Source organism: Guptibacillus spartinae, from assembly GCF_028610625.1.
Classification (GTDB): Bacteria; Bacillota; Bacilli; order Bacillales; family Guptibacillaceae; genus Guptibacillus; species Guptibacillus spartinae.
The window spans coordinates 554,720-569,797 of record NZ_JAQQWU010000001.1; the positions used below are offsets into that span (position 1 = coordinate 554,720).

Annotated in this window: 14 protein-coding genes; all 14 read left to right on the plus strand. The window is 41.8% G+C overall.

What is annotated here, in order from left to right:
* The first annotated feature begins 213 nt into the window (after positions 1 to 213).
* The 14 genes from yfmF to PQ511_RS02975 all read left to right on the plus strand — a co-directional run bounded on the left by yfmF (position 214) and on the right by PQ511_RS02975 (position 14,987).
* Positions 214 to 1,491 carry an EF-P 5-aminopentanol modification-associated protein YfmF gene (gene yfmF, locus PQ511_RS02910; RefSeq protein ID WP_273850424.1) on the plus strand — a complete coding sequence of 426 codons (1,278 nt, stop codon included), beginning with the start codon at positions 214 to 216 and terminating at the stop codon, positions 1,489 to 1,491.
* Positions 1,492 to 1,493: 2 nt separating this feature from the next.
* Positions 1,494 to 2,780 carry an EF-P 5-aminopentanol modification-associated protein YfmH gene (gene yfmH, locus PQ511_RS02915; protein WP_273850425.1) on the plus strand — a complete coding sequence of 429 codons (1,287 nt, stop codon included), beginning with the start codon at positions 1,494 to 1,496 and terminating at the stop codon, positions 2,778 to 2,780.
* A gap of 71 nt (positions 2,781 to 2,851) precedes the next feature.
* Positions 2,852 to 3,562 carry an elongation factor P 5-aminopentanone reductase gene (ymfI, locus tag PQ511_RS02920; protein ID WP_273850426.1) on the plus strand — a complete coding sequence of 237 codons (711 nt, stop codon included), beginning with the start codon at positions 2,852 to 2,854 and terminating at the stop codon, positions 3,560 to 3,562.
* A gap of 69 nt (positions 3,563 to 3,631) precedes the next feature.
* On the plus strand, positions 3,632 to 3,883 hold the full coding sequence (locus PQ511_RS02925) for a DUF3243 domain-containing protein (RefSeq protein WP_226658272.1): 252 nt from the start codon (positions 3,632 to 3,634) through the stop codon (positions 3,881 to 3,883).
* Between the two features lie 167 nt (positions 3,884 to 4,050).
* Positions 4,051 to 4,833 (plus strand): YmfK family protein, encoded by a 783-nt coding sequence (locus PQ511_RS02930; protein ID WP_224600091.1) that lies wholly within the window; start codon positions 4,051 to 4,053, stop codon positions 4,831 to 4,833.
* A 17-nt stretch (positions 4,834 to 4,850) separates the two neighbouring features.
* Complete coding sequence (locus tag PQ511_RS02935) at positions 4,851 to 5,798, plus strand: helix-turn-helix domain-containing protein (RefSeq protein ID WP_273850427.1); 948 nt, start codon at positions 4,851 to 4,853, stop codon at positions 5,796 to 5,798.
* Positions 5,799 to 5,964: 166 nt separating this feature from the next.
* Entirely contained in the window at positions 5,965 to 6,543 is a 579-nt protein-coding gene (gene pgsA, locus PQ511_RS02940) for a CDP-diacylglycerol--glycerol-3-phosphate 3-phosphatidyltransferase (RefSeq protein WP_273850428.1), read from the plus strand.
* Between the two features lie 184 nt (positions 6,544 to 6,727).
* Positions 6,728 to 7,957: a competence/damage-inducible protein A gene (locus PQ511_RS02945; protein ID WP_273850429.1), complete on the plus strand. Its 1,230-nt coding sequence runs from the start codon at positions 6,728 to 6,730 to the stop codon at positions 7,955 to 7,957.
* Positions 7,958 to 7,969: 12 nt separating this feature from the next.
* Positions 7,970 to 9,538 carry a DEAD/DEAH box helicase gene (locus PQ511_RS02950; RefSeq protein ID WP_273850430.1) on the plus strand — a complete coding sequence of 523 codons (1,569 nt, stop codon included), beginning with the start codon at positions 7,970 to 7,972 and terminating at the stop codon, positions 9,536 to 9,538.
* 193 nt (positions 9,539 to 9,731) lie between these two features.
* Entirely contained in the window at positions 9,732 to 10,778 is a 1,047-nt protein-coding gene (gene recA / locus PQ511_RS02955; RefSeq protein WP_226658266.1) for a recombinase RecA, read from the plus strand.
* A gap of 377 nt (positions 10,779 to 11,155) precedes the next feature.
* Positions 11,156 to 12,718 (plus strand): ribonuclease Y, encoded by a 1,563-nt coding sequence (rny, locus tag PQ511_RS02960; RefSeq protein ID WP_194221458.1) that lies wholly within the window; start codon positions 11,156 to 11,158, stop codon positions 12,716 to 12,718.
* A 105-nt stretch (positions 12,719 to 12,823) separates the two neighbouring features.
* Positions 12,824 to 13,618: a TIGR00282 family metallophosphoesterase gene (locus PQ511_RS02965; RefSeq protein WP_273850431.1), complete on the plus strand. Its 795-nt coding sequence runs from the start codon at positions 12,824 to 12,826 to the stop codon at positions 13,616 to 13,618.
* Positions 13,619 to 13,719: 101 nt separating this feature from the next.
* The gene (gene spoVS, locus PQ511_RS02970) at positions 13,720 to 13,980 is read left to right on the plus strand and encodes a stage V sporulation protein SpoVS (protein WP_044391806.1); all 261 of its coding nucleotides are present in this window, start codon (positions 13,720 to 13,722) and stop codon (positions 13,978 to 13,980) included.
* Positions 13,981 to 14,063: 83 nt separating this feature from the next.
* Complete coding sequence (locus PQ511_RS02975; RefSeq protein WP_273850432.1) at positions 14,064 to 14,987, plus strand: dipeptidase; 924 nt, start codon at positions 14,064 to 14,066, stop codon at positions 14,985 to 14,987.
* The last annotated feature ends 91 nt before the right edge of the window (positions 14,988 to 15,078 follow it).

Sequence of the window (15,078 nt, forward strand, 5' to 3'; positions counted from 1 at the left end):
CTCGCAGAAACTGCGATATTTCGCTCTTTCACCAGAACACAAAAAGCGTGTTCTAGTTCAAGAACTCCAATATCTCCGTTTCTAAACGCTCGTCTCCGCTTTTCTTTTAAAAAGTACTAATTGCTTACACTATGACACATACTATGGTATAAAGGGGGTAAGTTTTACTTTCCTCTAATGGTAGGTAATGGATTTAAAAAAGGAGTGAGGTCAATGGCGATTATCCCTCATGAGAAAACCTCGTGCGGCGGTTTGACGCTACATAGGATCCAGACGGATAAATATAAAACGACGACGGTTGTGGTGCAATTTAAAGCGCGTTTGACGAAGGAGACGGTGACAGAGCGGGCACTTTTGCCTTATGTCTTGCAAAGCGGTACAGAAAATTATCCTTCATCGAAAGCAGTGCGCACAGAACTTGAGAAGCTCTATGGTGCAACGTTAGGTGTGGATCTTGCCAAGAAGGGTGATTTTCATGTAATGACGTTCCGTATGGATTTTGCGAATGAAAAATTTCTTTCAGAAGATGAGCCTTTATTTAAGAAAGCTCTTTCTTTACTTTCAGAAGTGATTATGAATCCGAAGACGGATGGATCTCGTTTCGATTCTTCCATTGTTGATAAAGAAAAACGTACGATGAAACAGCGAATTCAATCCATTTACGATGATAAAATGCGCTATTCGAACATGAGACTGACACAAGAGATGTTCCCGAATGAGGCTTTTGGGTTGCATATTTACGGAGAAAAAGAAGAAGTAGACCGCGTGACGGCGCAGTCTCTTTATGATTATTATAAAAAAGTTTGTGCAGAAGATGAAATTGACCTCTATTTAGTTGGTAATTTAGAAGACGTGGATGCTGAAAACGTGGTTAAAGAGCTTTTTCCGTTTGATGCACGTCAGGATCGAAAGTCCGAAACAACCGAAAAAGCGTCCTTAGATGTAGAAGAGAAAGAAATTCTTGAAACGCAAGAAATAAAGCAAGGAAAACTTCATATGGGCTTCCGTTCTGGTATTGGCTATGCGGATGATAAGTACTTTGCCCTTCAGGTATTTAACGGTATGTTTGGAGGCTTTTCTCACTCCAAGCTTTTCCGCAATGTTCGTGAAAAGGAAAGTCTTGCTTATTATGCGGCCTCTCGCTATGAAAGTCACAAAGGGTTAATCATTGTCATGTCGGGCATTGAGTTTAAAAACTATAAGAAGACGGTTGATATCATTAAGGAACAGCTTACTGCGATGAGAGATGGAGATTTTAACGAAGACGAAATGAAGCAAACGAAAACAATGATTTGCAATCAGCTCCTAGAAACGGTCGATGATGCGAAGGGTATGGTCGAACTTCTCTATCACGGTGTCGTTTCACAAAAGCTCCGAACAATCGAAGAGTGGCTTGATGGAGTGGAAGCTGTGACAAAAGAAGATATTTTAGCGGTTGCAGATAAGGTTAAGCTTGATACCGTTTATTTCTTAAAAGGCGAGGAGGCTTAATCATGAAAACTATTCCATTTAATCAGTTGCAAGAAACGCTCTATCATCAAACGATGGACAATGGTCTTGATGTCTACGTTCTTCCTAAAAAGGGGTTCAACAAAACGTATGCCACATTTACGACAAAGTACGGATCAGTAGACAATCATTTTGTTCCATTAAACGGCTCAGAGGATGTGCAAGTTCCAGATGGTATTGCCCACTTCCTGGAGCACAAAATGTTCGAAAAAGAAGATCGTGATGTGTTTCAAGACTTTAGTAAGCAGGGGGCATCTTCGAACGCATTTACTTCGTTTACAAGAACCGCTTACTTGTTTTCAACTACTCAGAACGTCATGCAGAACCTTGAAACCCTCGTGAACTTTGTTCAAGATCCGTACTTTAGTGATCAAAGTGTTGAAAAAGAAAAAGGCATTATCGGCCAGGAAATTGAAATGTATAATGACAATTCTGACTGGCGTGCTTATTTCGGTGTTATTGAAAATATGTTTCACCACCATCCGGTAAAAATTGATATAGCTGGAACAATTGATTCAATCGCAAAAATTACGAAAGAATCGCTATATACGTGCTATGAAACGTTCTATCACCCTTCCAACATGGTGTTATTTGTTGTCGGTGCTGTAGAGCCGAATGAAATCATGTCATTTGTAGAGAAAAATCAGGCATCCAAATCGTATAAAGATCAGCCGCCAATCGAACGCTTTTTTGACAAAGAGCCGAAAAAAGTAGCGGAGCAGAAGAAAGTTCTCCCAATGTCTGTTCAAGTGGCGAAATGCCTGGTTGGATTTAAAGAACCGAATCCAGGACGCCAGGGAGAGGACTTATTAAAGCATGAGCTGTCCATTAATCTTGCGCTGGATTTAATGTTTGGTCAAAGCTCAGAGAATTATGAGAAGTTATACAACGAAGGATTAATCGATCAGAGCTTTTCGTATGATTTTACGGAAGAAGAGAAGTTCGGTTTTTCGATCGTGGGAAGTAATACAAGCTCACCTGATGAACTTGCAGATCGGTTATATGAGATGATTCAATCATTTAAGAATGAAGCAGTCAATACCGATCAGCTAGAACGTATCAGAAAGAAAAAAATCGGTAGCTTCTTAAGAGCCTTGAATTCTCCAGAATTTATTGCGAATCAGTTTACTCGCTATCGGTTTAATGATATGGATTTATTTGAAGTTGTTCCTATGCTTGAATCGATTACGGCGAAAGACATTGAAGAAGCGATAAAAGGTCACTTCGCTGAAGAGTCATTTACTGTTTGTCAAGTTGTTCCGAAGAGCTAAAAAGCACCCAGATGGGTGCTTTTTCACTGATGATTAAACTGTTTTCAGTTTCAAAAGAGAGGAAGAGTTTTGTGAAAGACGTTTTGATTACTGGAGCTAGTGGTGGGATTGGAAGAGCCATTACGATGAACTATTTGCAAAAAGGCGATCGCGTTTTTGCTCACTACAACACGAATGCTGTTTCGATACAAGAAATGGAAGGGGAATATCCTTATGCGGACCTTGTACCAGTTCAATCGAATTTAGCAAAAAAAGACGGGGTAGCCATTTTGACAGCTAAGGCAGAAGAAGTAGATACACTCATTCTAAATGCCGGAAACAGCTATTTTGGTTTATTAACGGATATGACATGTGATGAAATAGATGCCATGATTCAGCTTCATCTTACATCATCCATTAAGCTTGCAAAGCACTATATTTCTTCTATGGTGCAAAAGAAGCAAGGTTCCATTATCGTGGTGTCGTCTGTATTTGGCTTATCTGGAGCATCTTGCGAAGTCGTTTACTCTTCCGTAAAAGGAGGACTGAATGCCTTTGTGAAGGGGTTAGCGAAAGAATTAGGGCCGAGTGGGGTCCGGGTGAATGCTGTCGCGCCTGGCTATATTTCAACTGAAATGAATGCACGACTATCTGATGAAGATGAAGAAACGTTAGTTGATGAAATACCTATGGGAAGAGCCGGTCAGCCTGAAGAGGTAGCGGCATTGATATCATTTTTAGACTCAACAGAGGCTTCTTACATAAGCGGACAAATAATTTCCATTGATGGAGCCTGGCAATAAAAAACGATGCATAATGTCCTTTCCTTCGAGACAACATATAGGTGATGACTTGATAAAGGAGGGACATAGATGTCTGTACTAGATAATTTTGATTCATGGAAAGGGTTCTTGCACGATCGCTTAAGCCAAGGCGAACAGCAAGGACTTTCTCAAGAAGTTGTCTCAGATGTTGCTTATCAGATCGGCGGATACCTTGCTGATGGAGTGAAAGCAAAGAATGAGCAGGAACAGCTGCTTGCTGACCTATGGCATGTAGCAAGTCAAGAAGAACAGCATGCGATCGCAAATATGATGGTTAAGCTTGTTCAAAACGAAAGATAAATGATGATTTTTAAAAAGAAGGGTGCACCGTTACCCTTCTTTTTCTATGAAATTGTTCAAATGTTGTAAGAAAAGTAAACAAAATCCCTATTCATCTCTTTTAACCTTTATGAAAATCATTTATGATTAAAGGAACATAGGAAATTTGTGGCTAAAGGAGTTGGCGTATGGAGAAGAAGGAATGGTATCTGGAATACGAAATACATAAAAATAGGCCGGGTCTTTTAGGCGACGTCGCTTCCCTATTAGGCATGCTCGGTATTAATATCATAACGATTAATGGTGTTGATGATATGAGAAGGGGCCTGCTTCTTCTTGTAGATGAAATTGAGCAGATCGAGCGACTTGAGTCCATTCTAAATACGATGGATAATATTACTGTCACCAAAATGAGGGAACCAAAATTACGCGATCGTCTTGCTGTACGACATGGAAGATATATCCAACGTGACGCAGATGATAAGAAAACGTTTCGGTTTATTCGGGACGAACTTGGTTTGCTCGTTGATTTTCTAGCTGAAATTTTTAAGCAGGATGGTCATAAGCTCGTCGGTATTCGGGGAATGCCCCGAGTGGGCAAAACGGAATCGATCGTTGCTTCAAGCGTTTGTGCGAACAAACGATGGGTCTTTTTATCCTCTACGATGCTAAAACAAACGGTTCGTACTCAAATCGCGGACGACGAATTTAATAGCGATCATATTTTTTTAATTGATGGAATTGTTTCTGCAAGAAGAGCTTCAGAGCGGCACTGGCAGGTACTTCGTGATATCATGAGACTACCGGCAACGAAGGTTGTCGAACATCCAGATATATTTGTTCAAGAAACAGAGTATACGATGAACGATTTTGATTATATAATTGAATTGCGAGACGATCCGGATCAAGAAATTACATATCAGGTAATTGAAAATCGGTCTTCTGGATTTTCAAGCTTAGACTTTAACTAATTGGTAGGTGTTTTTCATTGACAGAGCTAGGTCAACGTCTGAAGGAAGCTCGAAATGATAAGGGATTATCGCTCGAGGAAATTCAGTCCATTACTAAGATTCAAAAACGCTATCTTCTTGCCATTGAAGAAGGAAATTACGAACTGCTTCCAGGTAATTTTTATACGCGTGCATTCATTAAAAACTATGCGGAAGCAGTTGGCCTTCACGGGGAAGAATTGCTTGAGGAGTACGCTTCTGAAATTCCAAAAGCAAATGCAGATGTGCCTGAAAGTTTACCACCAAGGAAAATGAGAAAGCCGTCAGCGCCGAGCAAATCTTCATCTGCCTCTTCGAAATGGTCATCCGTTTTTCCATCTGTTCTTGTTGTGCTCCTGATTGTAGGTGTGGCCGCGTTAATCTGGTATGTTGTTCAGAGCGGTGATCAGAAAACAAATCAGAACGCAACGACAAATCAGGCGGAAGAGCAAGTAACAAGTGATGAAAACAGTGGGAGTGCTCCTAACTCAGATGAAGTAAGTAAGGAAGATGAGTCAGCAGCATCAGATGACGCAGCCAAAGACGAGAAAGCAAAGTCTGACGATGAAAAAGCAAAGGATGAAGCTGAAGAAAAGCCTGCTGAAGAGAAAGAAGATGAACCAGCTCCTAAAATGGAGATTAAAAAAGTAAAAAGTGATACAGACCATTCAACGTATGAAATCGCTAACGCTGAAAAGTTTGAAGTGAAGTTAGAAGCATCAGGCTCTAGCTGGGTCGCTTTAACAGGGGCGAGTGATAAAAAGTACGTCTACGAGAGTCTTGCTAAAGGTAAAAACGTGACGGAAGATTTATCGAGTGAAACTTCTGCCACGCTTCGATTAGGAAGTTCACCTAACATTGAAGTGTATGTGAATGGTGAGAAAATCGACATTCCTAAAGAACCAGTTGTTCAAAATGTGACGTTTAACTTCAAAAAAGCAGAGTAAGCTCCCACGGAGTCATCTTTTCAGATGGCTCTTTTCTTTCGATTCTAGATTGGTGAAGTTTTCCTTTCTGCATGAAAGAAACAGTGATAGAATAGAATACGATTTAGTGGGGTTGTGACGATCCGCGCACGATCAATAGGTTACATGACATTTAGGAGGAACAAACGTGAATTTGCCTAATAAAATTACCGTATCACGCATTTTTTTAATTCCTGTCTTTCTTATTTTTCTCCTGGCTCCACTGCCGCTAGGTGAAACAGAAATTGCAGGTGTCGTTTTATTAAATTCTCATTTAATTGCAACCGCGATTTTTATTTTCGCCTCGGTAACCGATTGGATAGACGGTTACATAGCTAGAAAACATAACCTGGTTACAAATCTGGGGAAATTTCTCGATCCGCTTGCCGATAAGCTTCTCGTGACCTCAGCGTTTGTTTCACTTGTCGAGCTTGGAAGTGCGCCAGCGTGGATTGTGGTGATCATTCTTAGCCGTGAATTTGCTGTCACGGGATTAAGATTAGTTGCTTCATCAGAAGGAGAGGTTCTTGCAGCAAGCAATCTAGGAAAGTTAAAAACGTGGATTCAAATCATCGCGATTATTATGCTTTTGATTCAGAATGTTCCGTTTGAAGCCATTGGTTTTCCATTTGCCACAATTTCTCTGTGGGCGGCGCTTATTATTACCGTCTATTCAGGATGGGATTACTTTTCGAAGAATAAAGAGGTTCTACTTAAATCACGTTAACGCCTTTAGGGAACAGATTATTCTGTTCCCTTTTGAGCCCTCATAAAGCGAATAAATTCATACGTATCTTAGTTTCTTCAGTGCGCATCCTTATACGTATAGGCAAAACCATTGTATAATGGAAGTGGACGAATGATAAGCTATTGAATCAGTACCTTGATTCGAATAGAGGGGATGGTTAGAAATGAACGCTGAAATTATTGGAATCGGTTCAGAGTTATTACTTGGACAAATCGCAAACACGAATGCACAATTTATCTCAAAACGCCTGGCTGATCTTGGGATTAATGTTTTCTATCATACGGTAGTTGGGGATAATCACGAGCGCTTAAAACAGGCGATTGAAGTTGCAAAAACACGCTCAGACCTCCTCGTATTCACAGGTGGTCTTGGTCCGACAAAAGATGATCTTACGAAAGAAACGATCGCAGAAACGCTCAATAAAAAGCTTGTTTATAACGAAGAAGCAATGAACACCATTCAAGCCTACTATGATAAAACTGGTGCCCCAATGTCGGAAAACAATCGTAAACAGGCGCTAGTACTGGACGGTGCTGCCGTTCTTCGTAATGACAATGGAATGGCTCCTGGTATGGCTCTCACGGAAAATGATCATACGTATATGCTTTTCCCTGGACCTCCAAAAGAGCTTTATCCAATGTTTACAAACTATGCTGAGCCTTATTTACTTGGGCAGTTGAAACAGGGAGATACGATTGTCTCGCGTGTTCTTCGATTTTTTGGTATTGGAGAATCGAGACTTGAAACAGAACTTGAAGATTTAATTGATCAGCAAACAAACCCTACCATTGCGCCACTTGCAGGTGAGTGGGAAGTGACACTTCGTTTAACCGCGAAGGCTGATTCAAAAGAAGAAGCAAACAAGTTAATTGATGAAACAGAAAAGAAAATCAATGACCGCGTTGGATCGTTTTTATATGGGTATGGAGAAACGACGCTTGCAAAAGAAGTCTTTGCAATGCTAAAGGATCGTAACTGGTCAATTTCAACAGCAGAGAGCCTTACAGGCGGTATGTTTAGTCAGGAGTTAACAGATCTGCCAGGAGTATCATCACTTTTCTACGGAGGGGTTGTATGTTACTCTAACGAAGTAAAGCGAGAGATCGGCGTATCAAATGATACACTTAAAGCATACGGTGCCGTAAGTGAAGAGTGTGCAATTGAACTCGCAAGAAGCGTAAAAGCGAGATACAAAACCGACGTTGGTATCAGCTTCACAGGTGTTGCTGGTCCTGATTCTAGTGAAGGAAAAGACGCTGGAACCGTTTATATCGGCGTGGCCGCACCATCTGGTGAAAAAGTGGTTGCCTTAAATCTTGCTGGGAACCGCAATGCCATTCGCAAACGTACAGTAAAACATGGATTTAATACATTATTGAAGTTAGAAAGGTGAATGTCCTAAGTTATGAAGAATTTCGAAGACTTTGCATTATCAAATGAAGTAAAAAAAGCTGTGTTAGAGCTTGGCTTTAAAGAAGCCACTCCGATTCAGGAGAAAGCTCTTGAGCCAATTCTTGAAGGAAGAGATATGATCGGTCAGGCGCAAACCGGTACAGGGAAAACCGCTGCATTTGGTATTCCCGTCATTGAAAAAGTGAGGAAAATTGGGGGGCCTGAAGCAATCATTCTAACGCCAACGCGTGAGCTAGCGATGCAGGTAGCCCTTGAGCTTCAAAAACTTTCAAAATACAAAGGTTTAAATGTACTCGCTGTTTACGGCGGGGAACCAATCTATCATCAAATTCGCGCTTTAAAAAGAGGCGTTAACATCGTTGTTGGAACGCCCGGACGTATGCTTGACCATTTAAAGCGTAAGACGCTTCGTACGGATAATATTCACACAGCTATTTTGGATGAAGCTGATGAAATGCTTGATATGGGCTTTATTGACGATATTGAACTCATTTTTAAACAGCTTCCTGTTAAGCGTCAGTCGCTCTTATTTTCCGCTACTATTCCTGCACCAATCCGTAAGCTTTCAAGTAAATATTTGAAAGATCCGATTACCATTTCCGTTTCTAAAGGTGATGTAACCGCTGATACCGTGGAGCAGGTCTATTACCGCACATTTGAAAGTGATAAATTCGATACACTCTGTCGCGTCATTGAGAGTGAAGACATTCGTCTTGGGATCATTTTCACGAAAACGAAAAAAGGGGCTGCGCAAGTAACGGAATCATTGAAAAAGCGGGGTTATCGGGCGGAGGAACTCCACGGTGATCTTACTCAGCAACAGCGTTCGAAAGTCATGAATCTCTTTAGACGATCTCAAGTGAATTTCCTTGTAGCGACCGATATCGCAGCAAGAGGAATTGACGTCGCTCACGTGAGTCACGTGATTAACTATGATATCCCTGAAGATCCAGAACGCTATGTTCACCGTATTGGACGGACAGGACGCGCTGGCAACAAAGGAATTGCACTAACGCTTGTAACACCGAAGGATATGCGCTTTCTACAGTCCATTGAATCAAAGATTAAGTTGAACCTTTCAGCTGAGCCACTTCAGGATGAGACGGTAGATCTTGATAACATCGTTAAATCTGTTGAAAAGCAGCTAAAAAAACAGAAAACTGATTCAACAGCTCGCGAAACAGCTGATCTTCTCCTTGCAAAATACAACGCTGGAGATCTTGTTCAAGCATTCCTTGAAAATGCCATTCAAGAGAAGCAAAATACAACGCCTTCTGAATATAATTTTGGTGAAACGGGTGGACAGAACGGAATGGTTCGTTTCTTCTTGAACGTTGGACGAAATATTGATCTTCACCCTAAAAAATTGCTAAGTGAACTTTCAGCTATGGCGGGTGTTGAAACAGAATCCGTCGGTCGTATTGATATCTTCGAGAAATTCTCGTTCTTTGAAGTGCATGAAGACGTTGCCCCATTCGTCTACGAAGCCCTTCGTGCAGGTGGGATTGATGGTAAATCAATCCACTTAGAACCTGCCAAACCACAAAAAAGTAGAGTGTAAAGAGATAACGATCAGCCTCACCAAGGGGCTGATCGTTCTTCTTTCCTCATCAGGTGGTTTAAACATAGAGCTTTAGAAAATGTCAAGAGTCTTCCATAATAAAAAAAGACGAATAAATGTTCGGTTTTCTATTGGCAAATGACCAAAAAAGAGATATGATAGTGATAGCTTAATAACGAGGAGGAATTCATTCGTGAGTGATCGTAAAGCTGCCTTAGATATGGCACTTAGACAAATAGAAAAACAATTCGGTAAAGGTTCAATCATGAAGCTCGGCGAACAAGCGGAGCAAAGAGTCTCTACGGTATCCACTGGTTCACTGGCTCTTGATATTGCTCTTGGGGTAGGAGGATATCCAAGAGGTCGTGTCATCGAAGTATACGGCCCGGAATCTTCAGGTAAAACAACTGTTGCGCTTCATGCCATTGCAGAAGTTCAGCGTAACGGCGGTCAGGCCGCATTTATTGATGCTGAGCACGCCCTTGATCCGGTTTATGCAGAAAAGCTTGGGGTTAACATCGATGAGCTCTTGCTTTCTCAACCTGACACAGGAGAACAAGCCCTAGAAATTGCTGAAGCGCTCGTACGAAGCGGTGCAGTAGATATGGTTGTTGTTGACTCCGTAGCTGCCCTTGTACCAAAGGCTGAAATCGAAGGTGAAATGGGAGATGCACACGTTGGTTTGCAGGCACGTCTAATGTCTCAAGCGCTTCGTAAGCTATCAGGTGCAATTAATAAATCTAAAACGACCGCGGTCTTTATTAACCAGATTCGTGAAAAAGTTGGGGTTATGTTCGGAAATCCAGAAACAACTCCAGGCGGACGTGCGCTGAAATTCTATTCATCTGTTCGATTAGAAGTTCGTCGTGCTGAGACGCTGAAACAGGGTAATGACATGGTCGGTAACAAAACGCGTATTAAAGTTGTCAAGAATAAGGTCGCTCCGCCGTTTAAACAGGCAGAAGTTGACATCATGTACGGAGAAGGTATTTCCAAGCAGGGTGAGATTCTTGATATTGGTTCAAATCTTGAAATCGTTCAGAAGAGCGGCGCATGGTTCTCATTCGAAGGCGAACGCCTTGGACAGGGGCGCGAGAATGCAAAGCAATTCTTGAAAGAAAACCCGGCAATGGAAGCTGAGATTGAAGGGCGTATTCGCGCTCACCATAACCTTGATGCCGATAAGCAAGTGGATGAAGCAGCAGCAGGAAATGAAACGCTTCTTCCTGACGAAGAATAAAAACTTTGAAAAAGCCGGTCACTAAGACCGGCTTTTTCTCTAACTACATCGTCTTTGACTACTAGTTTTATCACCATAAAACTTACTGTGTTTCCATGATCAGGCAGTGAATACCTATTCATTCCCAACGTTTTTAAGAGAAAATAAAGGCGGAAAAATGAGCTATAATGAGATATTTGGAGGAATTTAACCTCTATGTGCTCTCTTGACAACCTTTACGCTGAAAGATACAATATTAATTGTATAATTATAATTTTCTAGTAAAATTATACTTTACTCTTAACAGATGACATGTGCTGGATTGAAATCTTGCAAGTGGTACTAAGTATTAACATGACAGCAAACCAACAAGTTGATAGCAGGAGGAGGTGAGTTCGATGGATATAGTGATCATCATCTCCACTATGCTGGTCTCTGCAGTCGTCGGAGCAGTTGTTGGATTTCTTGTTCGCAAAACGATTGCTGAAGCGAAAATCTCCAGTGCAGAAATGGAAGCGCAACGGATTATCAAAGAAGGTAAAAACGACGCTGAAGCTTTGAAAAAGGAAGCTATGCTTGAAGCGAAGGACGAGAATCATAATCTTCGCGTTGAAGCTGAGCGTGAAATTCGTGAACGCAGAAATGAGTTACAAAAACAAGAGAATCGTTTGGTACAAAAAGAAGAGGTCCTTGATCGTAAAAGTGAGACTCTTGACAAAAAAGAGGATTCCCTCGAAAGAAGAGAGGACTCTCTCACCAAAAAACAACGACAAATTGAAGAGATGGAAGGCAAAGTGGAGGAGTTGCTTCAAGAGCAACAACACGAGCTTCAGCGAATTTCCGGTTTAACGAGGGAAGAAGCGAAGCAAATCATCTTCCGTGAAAGCGAGCAGGAACTTGAGCATGAGCTTGCGCAAATGGTAAAAGAGCGCGAGAATTATGCGAAAGAAGAAGCTGATAAGAAGGCGAGAGAAGTATTGTCGCTTGCGATTCAGCGCTGTGCAGCGGATCATGTTGCAGAAACGACGGTTTCCGTTGTTAACCTGCCAAATGATGAGATGAAAGGTCGAATCATTGGTCGTGAAGGCCGAAACATTCGAACTCTTGAAACGTTAACGGGGATTGACCTCATTATCGATGATACACCTGAGGCAGTTATTTTGTCCGGTTTTGATCCGATACGTAGAGAAATTGCTCGTAATGCCCTGGATAAACTCGTACAGGATGGAAGAATTCACCCTGCACGAATTGAAGAAATGGTTGAGAAATCACGCAGGGAAGTGGATGAATACATTCGCGAAGTGGGTGAACAATCCACATTTGAAATTGGGGTTCACGGACTCCACCCGGATCTCATTAAGATCCTGGGCCGATTGAAGTTCCGTACAAGTTATGGACAGAATGTCTTGAAACATTCCATGGAAGTTGCCTACCTTACCGGTCTAATGGCCGCTGAGCTTGGGGAAGACGTACAGCTTGCACGTCGCGCTGGTCTCCTTCACGATCTTGGTAAAGCAATTGACCACGAGGTTGAAGGTAGTCACGTCGAAATTGGCGTTGAGCTTGCAACGAAGTATAAAGAGCATCCGGTTGTCATTAATGCAATCGCATCTCACCATGGTGATACGGAAGCAACATCAGTAATCTCTACGCTTGTGGCAGCAGCCGATGCCTTATCCGCTGCGCGTCCAGGAGCGCGTCGTGAAACGCTTGAGACGTACATTCGTCGTCTTGAGAAGCTCGAAGAAATTTCTGAGTCATTTGAAGGTGTTGAGAAATCGTTCGCCATTCAAGCGGGTCGAGAAATTCGGATCATGGTGAAACCTGATCTAGTCGACGACGTTTCCTCTTATCGTCTTGCGCGAGAGATTACAAAGAAAATCGAAAATGAATTGGACTACCCTGGGCACATTAAGGTCACGGTCATCCGTGAAACAAGGGCAGTTGAGTATGCAAAATAAAGCGATGCCGCGCGCATCGCTTTATTTAATTTCACCAAAAACTTACGAACGATACTTTCTTTTGATAAACTGATGAAGAATGAAAACAGAGATTGGAGCAGTTATATGAAGATTTTATTTATTGGAGACGTTGTTGGGTCTCCTGGACGTAATATGGTTTCAACCTATTTACCTCGCTTAAAGAAAAAATATAAACCTACCTTTACGATTGTAAATGGAGAGAACGCTGCGGGTGGTCGTGGCATAACTGAGAAAATTTATCGTGGCTTTCTTGAGTCTGGTGCTCAAGTAATTACAATGGGCAACCATACGTGGGATAACCGAGAGATTTTTGAATTTATTGATCGTGCACCGAAACTTGTCAGACCAGCGAATTATCCAGAAGGAACACCTGGAACGGGATCTACTCTTGTTAACATTAATGGTGTTGAAGTTGGCGTGATTAATCTTCAGGGTAGAACGTTCCTTCCTGCTATGGATGATCCATTTCGTAAAGCGGATGAACTAATTGAAGAAATGAGAGAAAGAACTCCAGTCATCTTTGTTGATTTTCATGCCGAAACAACAAGTGAAAAACAGGCAATGGGCTGGTACCTAGATGGGAGAGTTACAGCTGTTGTAGGAACACACACTCATGTACAGACGGCTGATGAACGCATTTTACCTGGTGGAACAGCTTATTTAACAGATGCTGGGATGACGGGGCCTTACGATGGCATTCTTGGGATGGAGCGAGAAGCCGTCATCAATAAGTTCCTAACGACGATGCCTGTAAGGTTTGAAGTGACGAAAGGGCGGGAACAACTTAGTGGGGTCTTTTTAACACTAGATCCAAAAACTGGTAAGGCCACTAAGATTGAACGGATTGCCATTAACGACGACCATCCATTCTATGATTAAAGAACGTTTAGAAAAAATGGCGGAAACAGCAGGAATACAAGCTTCTTACAAGGAATATAGTCTAGAGTGGTAATGGATGATCAAATTAAGGAGGGGCTATAATGGATATATTAAAAGTTTCAGCAAAATCCAATCCTAATTCTGTAGCTGGTGCACTTGCTGGCGTCCTTCGGGAACGCGGAAATGCCGAGATTCAAGCGATTGGAGCAGGTGCACTAAATCAGGCTGTGAAGGCAGTAGCCATCGCAAGAGGGTTTGTAGCACCTAGTGGCGTTGACCTCATTTGTATCCCTGCTTTCACCGATATCTTAATTGATGGTGAAGAGCGTACCGCAATTAAACTTATTGTAGAGCCTCGCTAAATAGTTCCGCCAGAAAAACCTGTTTGTTTTTACAAACAGGTTTTTTATACTTTGTATTGTAGGAAGAATGAAGGAGGAACATCATGAATATAGTAGATGCACATTGTGACGTACTGTGTAAAATGTGGCTTAATCCGTCTCTCTCATTTGAGGATGGTCAAAGTCTTCATACAAACCTTAATCAACTGAGAAAAGCAGGAGCAAGGCTACAACTCTTTGCGATCTACGTGCCAGAAAGCGTTCCAGATTCCGCAAAATTTGATTGCGCGCTAGAAATGGTTGATATTTTCCATGAGAAAATTGTAAAACCCTATGATGACGTTGTAGCAGTCTATTCAAAAAAAGAAGCAGAGCAACTTTCTAAAGGCAAAATTGGTGTCATGCTTACTCTAGAAGGTGTTGATGCCATCGGAAGAGAAGCAACAAGACTAAAAACCATGATCAGGCTCGGGGTGAGGTCTGTTGGTTTAACGTGGAACTACGGAAATTCGACCGCTGATGGTATTCTTGAATCAAGAGGCGCGGGATTAACCGATTTTGGGAGAAGTGTTGTTGATTTACATAACCAGCATCGGATCTGGACGGATGTTTCCCACCTTTCCGTGCGCGCCTTCTGGGATGTCGTGGAACATGGAAGATATGTGATCGCAACACATTCCAATGCAAAAGCCATTTGTACACATCCAAGAAACCTCGATAATCAACAGTTAACTGCACTGATTGAAAAAAATTCCTTAATCGGTGTTACTTTTGTGCCAAAGTTTTTGCGGAATGATCGAAATGCTAGTGTTTCGGATATTATCCATCATATTGAACACATTTGTAGCCTGGGGGGAGCTAGCAATATTGGACTTGGCTCTGATTTTGATGGGATTGATCAAGTTCCAAAAGATCTAACCTGCTACAGCGACTATCCTCGCCTTATTGAGGAGCTCCACCGCTATTACAATGATGACCAGGTAAAGGGCTTTTTAGGTGAAAATTTGATTGCTAGAATCCCTAGCTAAGTAAGAATTTAGTAATTGTGAGTTTTATGAGCAGGGAATTATCATCCTATTTCGAACTAGTAATATAAGCAAGCGGTTTCAGGTACTAGAT